This is a genomic window from Undibacterium sp. Ji49W, assembly GCF_049340205.1.
Classification (GTDB): domain Bacteria; phylum Pseudomonadota; class Gammaproteobacteria; order Burkholderiales; family Burkholderiaceae_D; genus Undibacterium.
Window position 1 is genome coordinate 371,001 of the sequence record NZ_JBMPOW010000001.1, and the last position, 14,880, is coordinate 385,880.

The 14,880-nt window shown below is 49.6% G+C and carries 14 protein-coding genes; 10 read left to right on the forward strand and 4 right to left on the reverse strand.

Features of this window, described 5'->3' with window-relative positions; translation table 11 throughout:
* The first annotated feature begins 57 nt into the window (after window positions 1-57).
* On the forward strand, window positions 58-1,494 hold the full coding sequence (locus tag ACO0LK_RS01605; protein ID WP_422971515.1) for a hypothetical protein: 1,437 nt from the start codon (window positions 58-60) through the stop codon (window positions 1,492-1,494).
* A 284-nt stretch (window positions 1,495-1,778) separates the two neighbouring features.
* On the opposite strand, the gene ACO0LK_RS01610 is transcribed toward ACO0LK_RS01605, so the two are convergent.
* The gene (locus ACO0LK_RS01610; RefSeq protein WP_422971517.1) at window positions 1,779-2,597 is read right to left on the reverse strand and encodes a phosphate/phosphite/phosphonate ABC transporter substrate-binding protein; all 819 of its coding nucleotides are present in this window, start codon (window positions 2,595-2,597) and stop codon (window positions 1,779-1,781) included.
* 197 nt (window positions 2,598-2,794) lie between these two features.
* On the opposite strand from ACO0LK_RS01610, the gene ACO0LK_RS01615 reads away from it, so the two are divergent.
* The 3 genes from ACO0LK_RS01615 (at window position 2,795) to ACO0LK_RS01625 (ending at window position 4,638) form a co-directional block, all read left to right on the forward strand.
* Window positions 2,795-3,247: a DsrE family protein gene (locus tag ACO0LK_RS01615; RefSeq protein WP_422971519.1), complete on the forward strand. Its 453-nt coding sequence runs from the start codon at window positions 2,795-2,797 to the stop codon at window positions 3,245-3,247.
* 114 nt (window positions 3,248-3,361) lie between these two features.
* A complete protein-coding gene (locus tag ACO0LK_RS01620) occupies window positions 3,362-3,874 on the forward strand; it encodes a hypothetical protein (protein ID WP_422971521.1) in 513 nt (170 codons plus the stop codon).
* Between the two features lie 353 nt (window positions 3,875-4,227).
* Window positions 4,228-4,638: a hypothetical protein gene (locus ACO0LK_RS01625; RefSeq protein WP_422971523.1), complete on the forward strand. Its 411-nt coding sequence runs from the start codon at window positions 4,228-4,230 to the stop codon at window positions 4,636-4,638.
* 267 nt (window positions 4,639-4,905) lie between these two features.
* Here ACO0LK_RS01625 and ACO0LK_RS01630 read toward each other — a convergent pair whose 3' ends face one another.
* Entirely contained in the window at window positions 4,906-5,775 is an 870-nt protein-coding gene (locus ACO0LK_RS01630; RefSeq protein ID WP_422971525.1) for a hypothetical protein, read from the reverse strand.
* A 255-nt stretch (window positions 5,776-6,030) separates the two neighbouring features.
* Complete coding sequence (locus ACO0LK_RS01635; RefSeq protein ID WP_422971527.1) at window positions 6,031-6,582, reverse strand: fasciclin domain-containing protein; 552 nt, start codon at window positions 6,580-6,582, stop codon at window positions 6,031-6,033.
* Window positions 6,583-7,100: 518 nt separating this feature from the next.
* Between ACO0LK_RS01635 and ACO0LK_RS01640 the strand changes: the two genes are divergently transcribed.
* Complete coding sequence (locus ACO0LK_RS01640; protein ID WP_422971529.1) at window positions 7,101-9,200, forward strand: TonB-dependent receptor; 2,100 nt, start codon at window positions 7,101-7,103, stop codon at window positions 9,198-9,200.
* A gap of 43 nt (window positions 9,201-9,243) precedes the next feature.
* Here ACO0LK_RS01640 and ACO0LK_RS01645 read toward each other — a convergent pair whose 3' ends face one another.
* Window positions 9,244-9,822: a rhomboid family intramembrane serine protease gene (locus ACO0LK_RS01645; RefSeq protein ID WP_422971531.1), complete on the reverse strand. Its 579-nt coding sequence runs from the start codon at window positions 9,820-9,822 to the stop codon at window positions 9,244-9,246.
* Window positions 9,823-10,428: 606 nt separating this feature from the next.
* On the opposite strand from ACO0LK_RS01645, the gene soxC reads away from it, so the two are divergent.
* The 5 genes from soxC to soxA all read left to right on the forward strand — a co-directional run bounded on the left by soxC (window position 10,429) and on the right by soxA (window position 14,874).
* Window positions 10,429-11,793, forward strand: a complete 1,365-nt coding sequence (gene soxC / locus ACO0LK_RS01650; protein WP_422971533.1) for a sulfite dehydrogenase — start codon at window positions 10,429-10,431, stop codon at window positions 11,791-11,793.
* Window position 11,794: 1 nt separating this feature from the next.
* On the forward strand, window positions 11,795-12,808 hold the full coding sequence (locus tag ACO0LK_RS01655) for a c-type cytochrome (protein ID WP_422971535.1): 1,014 nt from the start codon (window positions 11,795-11,797) through the stop codon (window positions 12,806-12,808).
* Between the two features lie 115 nt (window positions 12,809-12,923).
* A complete protein-coding gene (gene soxY, locus ACO0LK_RS01660) occupies window positions 12,924-13,412 on the forward strand; it encodes a thiosulfate oxidation carrier protein SoxY (protein WP_422971537.1) in 489 nt (162 codons plus the stop codon).
* A 304-nt stretch (window positions 13,413-13,716) separates the two neighbouring features.
* On the forward strand, window positions 13,717-14,028 hold the full coding sequence (gene soxZ, locus ACO0LK_RS01665; protein WP_186947119.1) for a thiosulfate oxidation carrier complex protein SoxZ: 312 nt from the start codon (window positions 13,717-13,719) through the stop codon (window positions 14,026-14,028).
* 12 nt (window positions 14,029-14,040) lie between these two features.
* Entirely contained in the window at window positions 14,041-14,874 is an 834-nt protein-coding gene (gene soxA, locus ACO0LK_RS01670; protein WP_422971539.1) for a sulfur oxidation c-type cytochrome SoxA, read from the forward strand.
* The last annotated feature ends 6 nt before the right edge of the window (window positions 14,875-14,880 follow it).

A 14,880-nucleotide genomic window follows, 5' to 3' on the forward strand; every position in this document is an offset into this window, starting at 1 on the left:
GTTTCGAATAATCATGCGAAAAAATCACATCCTGCAGTCAGCCGTAAAAGGTACATCATGAAAACAATTATTTCCATTTGGAAGCAGCCAGTCTATGCGCGTATCAATACCGGGGGTTTGAAAGTAATATATTTTTTATTGGTACTGATCGCCTTGCTGCCGGCGGTGCTTGTGCTGTCTTTTGGCGGAAAGGTAGAAGGTGGGATGCCGGTTTTACGGGCGCTGGGCCTTGGCGTGGCGATGGCGCTTGGTATGTTATTGGTCGCCTGGTTTCTGTTACTCACACTCAGTGTCGCGATGCAATACACGCCAGCCAATGCACGACTTGTGCCTCAGTTAAAACGCCATATGCAGTTGGCAGTGGCGATTCCAGTTCTGTTGTTGCCTGCATTGTTATCCCTGACGGTGCATTTTAATTCGAAGGGTCATTTTTTCCAGACCTGGATGCTGGGCGTGTTTGGTTTGCTGGCGTATGTCGCTAGCATACGCAGCAAATGGGGGATTATTCTGCTGGTTCTCATGAGTCAATTACCAATGTGGCTGAATGCAAAAATGACCCTGCCGGATACTGGCATATGGAGTCAGCCTGTACTGATGTTGCTGGCAGGTCTGGGTATGACTATTGCGATTTTGCATTGGGTTTTTTCCATACATGGTGACCAGCATTTTAAAAGAGAACAGAGTTTTTCCTTAATGCAAAAAGTCATGAGTGGCGAAGAAGTGCAGATGAGCCGGTACTCGATGAATTTCATGAATCCCTATAATTTTCTGTTGCGTCGTTGCATGCACAGGGTAAGTCGTTTGCCAGAAACGGTGAGTCAGTTGATGTCATTTTCCATGGGATCACAGGTATTTTGGCTGACCAGTTTTTTATCTGTGCTGGTGATGAGTATCGGCATGAGTATTTACTTCATTTTCTTTCTGAATCACTCTGCCAAATTCAATGGCGAGGATGTCTGGCTGGCGTATTTTGCAGCAATTGTATCTTTTATCATGTTGCCGTTTATCTATACATCCATAGTGCGTACCGCCGTATATCAACGCAGGGTAGAGCAAGGTTTGCTTTGCCTGGCTGTCAACTTGCCTGACGTGAAACGCCAGACAGGCGTGCTGGCAGGTTTCCTGTTACGGCAGTCATTGGGGTTGTGGCTGGTGACGGCGGTCATCGTCGGCTTGACGGTGTATTTTTCGCCTGCCAGTCCATTGCTGATGGGATCGGTCTGGATAGGATGTTTTTGCCTGCTGCCCCTGAGTGTCATGACTCTTAAAAACTACGCCGTCATGAAATCACGTTATGAATCTGCCTTGTTGCTGGCCTTTGCCATGCCTGCGTTGCTGGGGTTGGTTCTGATCACAATATATGTACAATTTCCACAGTGCCCCGCCTGGGTCATCTGCGTTTCTGTAGCCATAGTCACCGCCATAGTATTGCGCTGGCGCTGGAACCGGCTCATGCAGGTAAGTGCAGTTTTTCCTGCTGGCCGGGCAGCATAAGAACGGTATGGGGGTAAGATGTTGCGTGCTTTGATCTGGTGTTGCAGCTTTTTTATCGCAGCCATTCTGCTGATGCCATCCGGACAATCCGGATCGGCGGCATCAGCAGGACAGGTTTGTGAACGGGCCGCTTACGAGCAATCGCTGTTGACATGCCTGCATCTGAAACTGAGGCAGGAAGCTTTGGGCTGGTTGCTTTCGTATGTGAATACGACCTATACAAAGCGCTGATTCCGAAGCAGCGCTGATTCTGAAGGCAGATATTGCATGATTGAACGTATAGCTTATTGACCCAGCCATTTCAGCAAATCGATCAGGCTTTGTTCACTGGCTTTGGTATCAAATTCCTTGATGCCTATCGGCTTCAGGATGGCTTTGCCAGGTTCAGTTTCGTCCAGATGATCCAGCTCTTTCTTTAAGGCCTGAATTTGCGCGGCTGTGAACTTTGGATGGGCAATCAAGGGCTGGTAAGGTTGACTCTGGCTGGTATGTATAACGCGATGGCCAGATTTTTCCAGATTTTTTGCTACTCCGGAATAGGAGGCAATGCCGCCCACGTCAGCCAACTGGTTATCCAGATAGAAGATGACGGCCCCCTGTTCTTTGGCGTACTGGATTTTTTCTGTCTCCAGTTTGAAGCCATTGTGTATCAGTTCGGCAGAGCAGAACTTCGACATGTAGGAAATTTTTTCCGGCAATGTGATGCGTTTTCCTCTGACATCATTGATATTTTTGAGTGGCGATGCCTTGGGCACGATCAACAGGCAATTGCCATCCGGTTTAGAAGTTGAAATCAACTGGTATTTGTAATCACGCACACCGCGTGCCGGATAATCACTGGGGCGGGCGATTACAAAATCCATCTTGCCGGATTTCATGCCTTCTTCCAGTTGGGCAAATTCTCGCGTGACGACCACCACGACTTTTTTCCCCAGAGCCTTACTCATCACTTCAGCCAGGCCGGTATATTTTTCTATCACCTGTGCTGAATCCAGACCACCAGATGTGCCTTCACTGACGTTCAGGGTATAGCTGCTTTGCGCATAGGCAGAGGCGGCGCTCAGTCCTAGCGCACAGGCTGTAATCGAGAAAATTTTTTTCATATACATGCCCAGATTATTTTCTTATGGAAAGACCAACTTTAATCCAGTCATGCATGGTCATGCAATCATTTTTAACATACTTTTCAAGAATGAATGTTTTTTCAGCGAAATGTTGACATCAAAATATCATCGTCAATGGGCGCATAAATCTGGTATCGTTATCCAACAATTTGCGATAATTTGAAACAGGAGTAATCATGAGACTGATTTCCCACTATGGACGTTTGCTGGCAGTGGCGCTGGTGTTGAATGGCATGATGCATGCCAGTGTTCTGGCACAGCAGGATACCAAGGCGCAAGCCGTCAAGAAATCCAAAGTTGTTTTCCAGGTCAGCGATGGTGACAGCAAGAAATGGGATTTGACCTTGAATAATGTCAAAAATGTCATCAAAGATATAGGCAAAGACAATATCGATGTGGAAATCGTCGCGTATGGCCCTGGCATTGATATGTTCAAATTTGAATCCCCGGCAGCAAGTCGTATTGAAGAAGTGCTTAAACTGGGGGCGCAGGTCATGATCTGCGAAAACACCATGCGTGCACAAAAAATCTCCAAGTCTGACATGCTGGATAACCTGGGTTATGTTGAGGCGGGTGTGTCGCAACTGATCAAGCGTCAGCAGCAGGGTTATGCCTATATTCGTCCCTGAGCCGTCCCTGAGCCGTCCCTGATATGAAGACGATGCAGCAATTCTGGCGTGATTTTCGTCTGCTGTCGTCGGCTGTCATAGCGCAGCGTTGCGGTTTCAAGCCGGATGACGGCTATGCGTAATCTCAGCCTGATCAGGAAAGTCGTCTCGTTATTGTTGTTGATCTGTTTTGTCCTGCCCTTGTCCAAATGCGAATCTGCGAAAGAGCCTGTGACAGAAAGCGCAGAAAAGCCGGTAACAGCGAAAGCTCCCGTTAAAGAAATAGACAAGGATAGCGTCTATGTAGATGGTTATCTGTATCCATACAAACTTGCACAGCAGGGCTGGAACCGTATCCAGGAGGGAACGCTGGGTTTTGGCATGCTGGATTTGCTCGAAATTGTCATCGTCTTCTTTTTGCCCTTCATTCTCTTATTCGTCCGTGAAAACCCCCAGACCATCATTACCGCTGTTGCCAGCGTGTTCGTGGGTTTTCCTTTGTTTTTCTGGGTGTTTTTTTGGGGAAATCCAGAATGGGGCGGCATTCTTGCAGTGATTTGCTGGATTGTTTTGCTGGTCATCAGTCTGATTACCCTGTTCGAGTGGTGGCGGCAACGCAGACGTCGCCGCCTGCAAGGGCTTGCATAAAGTATTGTTCAGGTTCTGACTTCATCCATCCCCGTTTTTATCCATGCGGCATCAAATGATGCTGATGCCTATGTTGAGAGAAATTGTAAGCAAGGCTTACAACGATTGCCTATGCATTTATTTGGTGAGTGGCGTGACTTTTACTCTGCATGTCTTGCTGATTTCATATTACACAGCGCATGTCCAATGAAAAAAGCGGGCCTGCGAAAACTAAAAAATTGTTACAAATTTTATATCTGACAGAGAGCATGTTTGCTTAGAATGCATGTCGATTGTTTCATTGACTTCGCAATCAGGCCTGTAGCTTCATTATGTGTGAGGTGCAGGCTGCTTACCTCACTAAGGATATATTCATGAAAATTTCAAAGCTGGCTGGTATTTTTTTGCTGTTGCCACTGACTGCTCTGGCTGGCAAGGCAGAACGTGACATGATGAGCAATGACGTGGAACCTGCGGTCAAGGCAGCAACGACAAGTCTGAAAACAGCCTGCGGTTGTGACGTCAAATTCAATATCAAGGCAGACAGTTTTCAAACCACAGACGATATGTTCAAGATCAAGTACTTTGCTTCCACGATCAAGGATAATGCCGCTGCCTACTGTACAGACCCTGCCTCCAAAAAAGCCATTTGCAAGATGAAGTCTATCGAGTTCAGCAAGGCTGCTTCCACCACGCTTACATTTGCTGGCAGTAAAGTTACCGCGACCACGGACGGGACATCCCAGCCTTCATGGGAAATGCTGACCCGGGAAGTGGACAAGTAAGACCTCTTGAACATTATTCTGCCGGTCTGATTCCGGCATGCCCATGTCAGGTCGGATGTGTTTCTTCATGATAATCAGAACTCATTTCATAAATAGGGATGAGTGCGAGCAAGGCGATTCGGGATGCAGTGCAAGGCGTCGTCGCGCAGCTAAGGCTGGTGCCTTAGCAAGCGGCGCAACGCAGCAATGCGCCCGAATCGCCAGCTCCCGAAGGGTTTGCCTCATAACGCGTGCTGGACTGCGTTGAACTCGTTGTCAATAGACCCGCTATTGACTGCCTCGTCCGCCTTGCCAGCCCACGTTATGAGGCAAACGCATCTCACCCCTATTTATGAAATGGGTTCTGGAGGCGCGGGTTTGCATGGTGTTGGCATTGCCCAGTATCGTGGTGGTGGTCAGCGCTGGTTTGTCGTCACGCCAGCAAGCCAGGGCAGAATTGCGGTTGCCATGCAGGTCGATGATGATGCGTCGTTTTTCTGGTTCCGGAAGATCGTCGTCCGGCCTGGCTGGTCGTGTTTTAGGGGGCAGGACGATGGCATCGCCTGGCTGCACCCATAAATCAGCCAGGTAAATTTCCTGCACATAGGGGCGCCAGCGTGCCACGCTGATGACCAGGGGACGCTCATCCTGGGAGAAAAACACATGCGGAAAATCATGGAATTCCAGATCGGTCGGATTATACGTCAGCAGTTCACGGCGACGTGCGCCTCCCAGGTAAGGTGACTGATAGCCAGCCCATTTGCCATAGGTATATTGGGCCATGATTAAACCTTCATACTCAAAACGCAGGCATTCGCCACTGCGAAGCAGCGTCATGCCAAAGGCCTGTACGCTTTCTTTGCTTGCAAGTAGCGTTTCGTATTCGACTTCCGTCGTGTTGAAATTGAACCCGGTAATTTCGTAAGGATGACCATCGTTGGGTATGGTCTTGGTTTGATGACTGATGCCCTCGTATTTGGTACCTAGGGACAGATCAGGATTATCCACTGCCAGACTGATTTCCTGACCGAAAGGCAATCGCAATTGCCTGCCATGGCCACCCTCATTATAAAGAAATGGATAGGTGTTGAAAGGCAGCAAGTCTATATACGGGCCATCTTCGATGAAGATGGGGGCATCAAAGTGCGAGTCGCTCACGGGGCACTCCTGAAAGGGCATGAAGAAGGCGGAATCCGGATCGGTTTTTTCCCGGCTTGGCCGCATATTCTCATGCTATCTTGTTATGCAATCCTTGTGCCAGTTTCTTGATGAATTTGTAGACATGCGCTATGTCTTTGCCGTCATATTTTTTCAAAGGCCATAAAAAGACCGGGAACCTTGCAGGCTAGGTTCCCGGATCATTTTCTTTTCAGAGCGTTTGATGCTTTGCAGGAATAATGTCCTGCATCGCCATTATTTAGGCATTAAGACTGTATCAATCACGTTGATGACACCATTCGATTGATAGACATCATAAGTGCTGATGCTGGCGACGTTGCCGCTTTCATCCTTGACGCTGATATTGTGCGGACCATTCATCATGAACCATAATTTTCCGCCACTGGCTGTTGCCAGTTCTATGGGGCCACCCTGTTTTTTGATTTGCGCAGAAAGGCTCATGAAATCATGTTTGCCAGGTACGACGTGATACGTCAGGATCTTGGTCAGTGTGGCTTTGTTTTCCGGTTTCACCAGGGTGTCGACAGTACCAGCCGGCAGTTTGGAAAAGGCGGCATTGGTTGGTGCAAACACGGTGAATGGGCCTTTACTTTTCAGTGTGTCTACCAGTCCGGCCGCTTTGACTGCGGCAACCAGTGTTGTGTGATCCGCAGAGTTGACAGCGTTATCGACGATGTCTTTTGTTGGGAGCATGCTTTGGCCGCCGACTGTTACATCAGCAGCTCCAGCGATAGAGCTTGTAGAGATGGCAGCTACGAAGAGCAGAGCGTAGTTAAATTTGCGCATGATCATTTCCTTTTAAGATAAGTGCGAGATCGCATAATCTTCTACGGGATATAAACCGCATTGGTTTCAGTTATTTATAAAAATGTGAAAGCAAGCTTTCTGCGCATCGCCAGGTTTCAGTGATCAATGTTTGTCATCGCGACCCACGCATCAGGTAGTCGCCGTTCTTCAAGCGCCAGTTTGCAGACGACTTTTTTCCCGCACTCATTTCACTCTTATTGATGAAATGGGTTCTGAAGCTTCATGCCATCGAACCGTACTTTACGTACGCAATCAGGGCATGAACATTTAAAAATCGTGAATCCGATTTCTTGTTTTTCACGTAATAAGACTTGATAAGAATAAAAATCAGCTTGATTCCCATATTGCAGGAGTGAGTGAATTTCAAGAATCCATACAGGTTAGCAAGCAGGTCTGGTTATTGCTCGTGGAATATAAAAAGGATGAGAAATTTTTATTTCCTCAGATAAATAAGCTTCAAAAGATAAAATTAGTATAAAAATATTAACGGAGCCATAATGCAAAAAACGAAAATGAACCGCGCACTACGGGCATGCTTCGGTCTTTTGCTGATACATACGTTTGATGCAGTACAGGCACAAGAACAGACACAGGCTGTGCAGACAGATAAATCAGACAAACCAGAAACAATAGCCACAGTGCAAGTGCTGGGTAATTACGATAATGCCCTTGGTACCAGTAATGCTGCCAGCCAGGGGTCGGTGACATCGAATCTGGTCAGTAACCGGCCTGCATTGCGCACAGGAGAGTTGCTGGAATTTGTACCCGGCATGATCGTCACCCAGCATAGTGGTGACGGCAAGGCCAATCAGTATTTCTTGCGTGGTTTTAATCTTGATCATGGCACTGACTTTGCGACGTTTGTGGATGGCATGCCGGTGAATATGCGTTCGCATGCCCATGGTCAGGGGTATTCTGACCTGAACTTTCTGATGCCCGAACTGGTGCAGCGTATCGATTACAAGAAGGGTACGTATTTCGCCGATGAAGGTGATTTTGCTTCTGCCGGTGCGGCGCACCTGCGTCTGGCTGACAAATTGGGGGCGGGTATCGCCAGCCTGACTTTGGGGCCTTATGCTTATCAGCGTGCTGTACTGGCAAATTCCATGGCTGTGGCGAATGGCAATTTGCTGTATGGCCTGGAAGTGAACCGTAATGACGGCCCCTGGGTGAATCCGGAAAACGTGCGTAAATACAGTGCTGTCTTGCGCTATAGCCAGGGCACGCACGATGATGGTTACAGCCTGACTGCAATGGCGTATAAGAATCGCTGGAATTCTACCGACCAGATACCGCTGCGTGCAGTTGAATCGGGACGGATCAGCAGGTTCGGTGCGATTGACCCCACAGATGGGGGGCAGAGTTCACGTTACAGCCTGTCATATGCAATGAAAAAACGTAGTCAGGATGGCGTGTTTGAAATGGATGCCTATGCAGTGCAATCCAGCCTGGACCTGTTCAGCAATTTTACTTACTTCCTGAATAATCCAGATATGGGTGACCAGTTCAGCCAAAGCGAAAAACGTCAGATACTGGGGCTGAACATCAGCCAGAGCTGGCCGCTGAGTATCGCGGATCTGGAGATGCACAACAAGATAGGCGTGCAACTACGTTACGATAAACTGTCGCCGGTTGGTATTTACAACACCGTTGCACAGCAACGCATATCGACGATACGACAAGACAACGTCAAAGAAGCCAGCGCTGGTTTTTATGCAGAAAATTCCATCCAGTGGTTACCCAAGTTTCGTAGTATTACCGGCCTGCGTTACGATACGTATCGCTTTGATGTCAACAGCAGCATAGATGGCAATTCTGGCAAGGCCAGTGATCATATCGTATCGCCCAAGTTGTCACTGATCTTCGGCCCCTGGAACAAGACTGAGTATTTCATCAACTATGGTACGGGCTTCCACAGCAATGATGCACGTGGCACCACGCAAACGCGCTTGCCAGATGGTGGAGTATCAACACCTGTTACGCCTCTGGTAAAAACCAAAGGCGCAGAACTTGGCATGCGTACAGAAATCATTCCTGGCCTGCAAAGTTCGCTGGCGTTATGGCGTCTGGATATCGCTTCTGAATTACTGTTTGTTGGTGATGCCGGTGAAACCGAACCCAGCAGGGCCAGTCGTCGTACCGGCATAGAATGGAACAACCATTACATCGCCGCCCCCTGGTTGTTGTTTGATCTTGACCTTGCGGCATCGCGCGCACGTTATACGCAGAACGATGTGGTGGGCAATTACATTCCTGGCTCTATCGACAGGGTAGCTTCTTTCGGTGTGACGATGACCGATATGGGGCGCTGGTATGGTGGCTTTGAATTGCGTTATTTCGGCCCACGCCCATTGATCGAAGACAATAGCGTGCGCTCTTCTTCCACCACGCTGGCCTATGCACGTGTGGGTTACAAGATCAATGCCAGAACCAAGCTGACCATGGATGTGTTTAATCTGTTCAATAAACAGGCCAGCGACATTGATTACTATTACCAGTCGCGACTGTCACGTGAAAATGTGGATGGTGCCAGCGACATCCATTTTCACCCGGTTGAACCACGTTCGGTCAGACTGACGTTGACGCATAATTTCTGATACTGGTGACGTTTTCCCGTATAGATATTTACCTCAGTCATCCTCAGCGAGCTTGCTTGCGCATAACAATAAAGCTGCCCAAGCCCAGCAACACACCCATTACAAAACCATACCCGTGGCCTGCCTTGATGCCTGACGCTACATACAGATCAAGTGCGGCCTGTATGGCGATGATGACTGCGCTGAATAGTGTGACACGAGGGTTTGCCCGCAATACAAGTGCGGCACCACATAGCGCCATCAACGCCTGTGAAGCACCATCAGTGACCAGCGTGGGGTAGTACCATACGCTGGCTATCTGACCGGTGATGCCACCTGCCATATAGATGGCAAGAAAGATGCGCCATCCATACCGTTTTTCTATCGCGTTGCCGATGACGACGATGCACATGGCATTGAACAGCATATGCAGGAAATGCACATGCAAAAATTGCGATACCAGCAAACGCCACCATTCATGCGTGGTCCATAAATCACCGGTTGCCGCTCCAAATTGCGGTAGCAGCAAGGATTTTTGTGTGGCAAAAATTGACTGGCCCAGCTGCATGGCGACGATAGTCCACCCTGCGAGGATAAGTAGGGCAATGCTGAATGTGGCGGGACTACCTGGGCGATATGTCATGCAGTAATTGGTTGAATAAGTTGACGGTGTTGCGTAATGATAGTGGCAGAAGAGTAGCTTGCGGTTACGGATTTGCTTGCCTGCTTGCTGTTACATAGCCGCAGTTTGCTAGAACTCATTTCATCAATAGGGGTGAGATGCGTTTGTCTCATAAAGCGGGCTGGCAAGGCGGACGAGGCAGTCAATAGCGGGTCTATTGACAACGAGTCCAACGCAGTCCAGCACGCGTTATGAGGCAAACCCTTCGGGAGCTGGCGATTCGGGCGCATTGCAGCGTTGTGCCGCTTGCTAAGGCACCAGCCTTAGCTGCGCGTCACGCCTTGCACTGCATCCCGAATCGCCTTGCTCGCACTCATCCCTATTGATGAAATGAGTTCTAGCGTCAAACTTCCTCAAACAAGTCAAAAACCAAAAATTTTGTGCGTTGCGCCAAAAATAGTGTTTGCATTTTTCCGTTCCTTATTTGATTATATGCGCAAATAGTATTATTTGAGCTTGATCAAATGCAGATCGCTAAAACTGTGCATAAAAAGCATACGGCTGGTTGCATTGGTAAAGCATGCTGACCCGAATGAACGAAGTATCTCATTGGAAAGTTTCAGTATCATGTCTATCCAAGTTAAGAAATCTGGCCAGTTGCGCCGTGCGCCTGAGAATTTTCTCGATGCGCCCTTGCGTCAGGCTATCAGTGAACATGGCTTGAATGATGAGCGGCGTGGCTTTTTGCGCAAGAGTTTTGCAGCAGCCACTGCGGCACTGGCATCTGGCGTGGCAATGGCCAGGCCGGGCAGCGTGCCCGAAGGTGATGGTGACCCGCTGATACTGAATTTGCAGGATCACGCCAAGACCCTGGGCAATCCGGTTGTCATGCAGGGCTATGGCCAGCCCTCCAGATTTGAAGCGAATTTACAGCGACGGCAATCGCCCGGTTTGACGCGCGTGCCGCAGGCTTCGGTTTCTTTTGCGCCACTGCAAGGCTTCTTTGGCATCATCACTCCCAGTGGACTGCATTTTGAACGTCATCATCAGGGTTGGATAGATATCGACCCGGCCCAGCATCGCTTCATGATCAATGGCCTGGTGCGCGAAGCCAAGGTGTACACCATGGACGACCTGATGCGCCTGCCCTCGGTATCGCGCATGCATTTCATCGAATGCGGCGCCAACAGCGCGACCGAATGGGGCAATGTTGCCGTACCCACCGTACAGTACACGCATGGCATGCTGAGTTGCTGCGAGTTTACCGGCGTACCGCTGTCAGTGTTGCTGGACGATTGCGGTATCGATCGCAAGAAAGCCAAATTTGTACTGGCCGAAGGTGGCGATGGTTCTGCCATGACACGCACGATTGATATTGCCCGTGCCATGGATGATGTCATCGTCGCATATGGCATGAATGGCGAAATGTTGCGGCCAGAAAATGGCTATCCATTGCGTCTGGTGGTACCAGGTGTGCAAGGCGTATCCTGGGTCAAATGGTTGCGTCGTATCGAAGTTGGTGACCAGCCCTGGGCAACCAAGGATGAAGCCATCCATTACATAGATCTGCAACCCAGCGGCCTGCACCGGCAATACACCTCGGTGCAGGAATGCAAGTCGGTCATCACCACACCTTCCGGCGGGCAAATGCTGCTGGAAAAAGGTTTTCATAACATCACCGGCCTGGCCTGGTCAGGGCGTGGCAAGGTCAAGCGTGTGGATGTCTCTGCCGATGGTGGTCGCAGTTGGCGCACCGCCAGGCTGGAAGGCCCGATACTCGGCAAATGCCTGACGCGCTTCAATATCGACTGGAACTGGGATGGTGCACCGGCCATCCTGCAATCGCGTGCCATAGATGAAACTGGTTATGTCCAGCCCAAAATCGCACAGTTGCGCGAAGTGCGCGGTACCAAATCGATTTATCACAACAATGCCATCCAGTCGTGGAAGATCAATGAAGACGGCGAGGTCAGCAATGTACAGGTCGCTTAAGATGAATACACTGACTAAGCTCATGGGCGCGCTTGTACTGACCGGGACGGTATTGGTTGCCACTGCCGCGGACTATAACAATATAGGCCGCGCAGCGACTCCCAGGGAAGTCGCTGCCTGGGACATCGATGTGCGCCCCGACTTCAAGGGTTTGCCTAAAGGGCGCGGCAGTGTAGATCAGGGCCAGCAAGTCTGGGATGGCAAATGCGCATCCTGTCACGGCACCTTTGGTGAGTCTAATCAGGTGTTCACCCCCATCGTCGGTGGCACCACAAAAGAAGACGTCAAGAATGGACGGGTTGCTGCCTTGACTGGCAATAGCCAGCCACAGCGTACTACCCTGATGAAAGTGGCGACGGTGTCGACGCTATGGGATTACATCAACCGCGCCATGCCCTGGAATGCACCCAAGACCCTGACGACGGATGAAGTGTATGCGGTGACTGCTTATATTCTGAACCTGGGCGGCGTCGTTGCTGATGACTTCGTGATGTCAGATGACAATATCGCCGAAGTACAGAAGCGCATGCCGAATCGACTGGGTATGAGTCAGCAGCATGGCTTATGGCAAACCACGGGCAAGCCCGACGTAAAAAATGCCGCCTGCATGAAAGACTGCATCAAGGAAGTAAAAATCACCTCTGAATTGCCGGTTTTTGCGCGCAGTGCCAATGGCAATCCTGTTGAACAAAATCGTACTGTCGGTGCCGTGCGGGGCGTGGACCTGAACAAGGCTGCTGCCATCAAAGTCAGCCAGCCTGCTGTTGATGAAGGTTTTAAACTCGCCAAGCAATATGCCTGTGTGGCCTGCCATGGCATCAAGGATAAAGTTGTCGGCCCTGGCTTTGCCCAGATCGCTGCAAAATACAAGAGCGATACCAATGCCGAAACCAGTTTGACCAAAAAAATCAAGGCCGGTGGCAGTGGTGCCTGGGGTGATATTCCCATGCCACCACAAGGCCAGGTCAAGGATAGCGAAATCAAAACCATGCTGAACTGGATTTTACGTCAATAATCCAGCGCTAATTTTTTGCAGGCATGTCATATCGATGGAACGAATTCGCGTTAAGCTATATCTAATAGAATTAATAAATCGCATCATCAGGCAAATGCTCACTCAGGAGACAGTAATGAAGCAGGCAATCAAGATCAATGATGACGGTCAGCAACGCCGTGATTTTTTACGCATTTCCACCATATTCGGCCTGGCTTTTGCCGCTGGCTTGCTGAAGCCATCCGATGTGTTTGCCGCAGAGTGGCAAGCCAAGGCGTTTGAAGCCAAGAGCCTGCAGGATGCGTTTGCTGCACTGGGTGCAGGTAGCCCAACTGTCAGCGCCGACATCGTGATCGGTGCGCCAGATATCGCCGAAAATGGTGCGGTTGTGCCCGTCAGCGTCAGCAGCAAAGCTGCCAATACAGAATACATTGCGATTCTGATAGAAAAAAACCCGAATGCCATGTCAGCGGCCTTCAATATTCCAGAAGGCACAGAAGCCTCCGTCAGCACCCGTGTCAAGGTAGGTGAAACATCGAATGTGCATGCGCTGGTGAAAGCAGATGGTAAATGGCTGGTAGCGTCTAAAGAAATCAAAGTTACTTTAGGTGGTTGCGGCGGTTAAATTATAAGACCTCTCAACATGGAGGCACAGAGACACAGAAGCGCACGGAGAAACCTGAAGAGTGAGACCGGAATGTAGGTTGGGCTACGATTTATCAGCCCAACACCCGGATTGTTAATCACGCATTCAATTATCGTAAGCCGGGGGGCGGCCTGCCATGAGTAACATGGTACGCACTACTCAAACTGTATGAATGATTTCCTCTTGCTTTTCTCTGTGTCTCTGTGCCTCTGTGGTGAGCTTTCAGGTCTTGATCAGGTATTCATTTAAAATGAAGTGTAGTTAGTTAAAAAAGGGAGACATCATGGGCGATCCAATGCGTATTCGGGCGGCAGTTACTGGCGACGTTGTCGAAGTAAAAGTATTGATGCGTCACGATATGGAAACCGGTCAGCGTAAAGATCTGGAAGGTAAGGTCGTACCTGCACATTTCATCAAGACCTTGCAAGCCAAATGGAAAGACAAGCTGGTGCTGGATGCGCAGTTTGGTCCTTCAGTTTCCAAGGATCCTTTTCTGTCCTTCAAGTTCAAAGGTGGCGTTAAGGGAGATAAAGTGTCGGTCACCTGGATAGACAGCAAAGGTGACCAGCGTACCGATGAAGCAGCCATAGCCTGATAAGGAAACCCCATGTCACGTCTTGCTCTCAAATCAGTGTCATGTATGTCGGTTTGCCTCATGTTGACACTGTCTGCCCTGTCATCTGTGCAGGCCCAGACTGCAAATCCATCATCAAGCGATGAAATCGCCAAATACAGGCAAATGCTGGCCGATGGCAACCCGGCAGAATTATGGGAAATGCGCGGCCAGGAACTCTGGCAAAAAAAACTGGGGCCAAACCAGCAATCACTGGAGCAATGTGATCTGGGTAAGGGGCCGGGTGTGACCAAGGGTGCCTATGCAGAATTGCCGCGCTATTTCAAGGACACCAACAAGGTCATGGATCTTGAGCAGCGTCTCATGCACTGTCGTATCAATCTGCAAGGCTTGACGCCTGAGCAGGCCCGCAAGACTCCCTTCGGTTCTGCCGGTAATCCTTCCGACATCGAAGCGCTGGTTGCTTTTCTGACGGCAGAATCGCGTGGCATGAAGCTGGCCATCAGTACCAAACATCCAGCAGAAAAACAGGCTTATGAAATTGGTAAAAAGATTTTTTATTACCGGGCCGGCTCGCATGATTTTTCCTGTGCATCCTGCCATTCTAGTGATGGGCAGCGCATACGCCTGCAAGACTTGCCGAACCTGAATAACAAGACCAATGCTCAGGCCGCTTATTCTACCTGGCCTGCTTACCGCGTTTCGCAAGGCGAAGTCCGCAGCATGCAGCACAGGTTGAATGATTGCTTCCGCCAGCAACGCTTCCCCGTGCCTGACTATGCTTCAGACACCATTACTGCATTGACCATGTTTCTGGCAAAGTCTGCCGATGGCGCGGTCATGAATGCACCTGCCTTAAAACGCTAGACGCCA

Excerpts from the sequence above, each read along its gene's own strand:
- ACO0LK_RS01610 (WP_422971517.1), bottom strand. The coding sequence starts at position 2,597 with ATGAAAAAAATTTTCTCGATTACAGCCTGTGCGCTAGGACTGAGCGCC.
- ACO0LK_RS01655 (WP_422971535.1), top strand. The coding sequence starts at position 11,795 with ATGAATACACTGACTAAGCTCATGGGCGCGCTTGTACTGACCGGGACG.
- ACO0LK_RS01620 (WP_422971521.1), top strand. The coding sequence starts at position 3,362 with ATGCGTAATCTCAGCCTGATCAGGAAAGTCGTCTCGTTATTGTTGTTG.
- ACO0LK_RS01640 (WP_422971529.1), top strand. The coding sequence starts at position 7,101 with ATGCAAAAAACGAAAATGAACCGCGCACTACGGGCATGCTTCGGTCTT.
- ACO0LK_RS01605 (WP_422971515.1), top strand. The coding sequence starts at position 58 with ATGAAAACAATTATTTCCATTTGGAAGCAGCCAGTCTATGCGCGTATC.
- ACO0LK_RS01645 (WP_422971531.1), bottom strand. The coding sequence starts at position 9,822 with ATGACATATCGCCCAGGTAGTCCCGCCACATTCAGCATTGCCCTACTT.
- soxY (WP_422971537.1), top strand. The coding sequence starts at position 12,924 with ATGAAGCAGGCAATCAAGATCAATGATGACGGTCAGCAACGCCGTGAT.
- soxA (WP_422971539.1), top strand. The coding sequence starts at position 14,041 with ATGTCACGTCTTGCTCTCAAATCAGTGTCATGTATGTCGGTTTGCCTC.
- ACO0LK_RS01635 (WP_422971527.1), bottom strand. The coding sequence starts at position 6,582 with ATGCGCAAATTTAACTACGCTCTGCTCTTCGTAGCTGCCATCTCTACA.
- ACO0LK_RS01615 (WP_422971519.1), top strand. The coding sequence starts at position 2,795 with ATGAGACTGATTTCCCACTATGGACGTTTGCTGGCAGTGGCGCTGGTG.
- soxC (WP_422971533.1), top strand. The coding sequence starts at position 10,429 with ATGTCTATCCAAGTTAAGAAATCTGGCCAGTTGCGCCGTGCGCCTGAG.
- ACO0LK_RS01625 (WP_422971523.1), top strand. The coding sequence starts at position 4,228 with ATGAAAATTTCAAAGCTGGCTGGTATTTTTTTGCTGTTGCCACTGACT.
- soxZ (WP_186947119.1), top strand. The coding sequence starts at position 13,717 with ATGGGCGATCCAATGCGTATTCGGGCGGCAGTTACTGGCGACGTTGTC.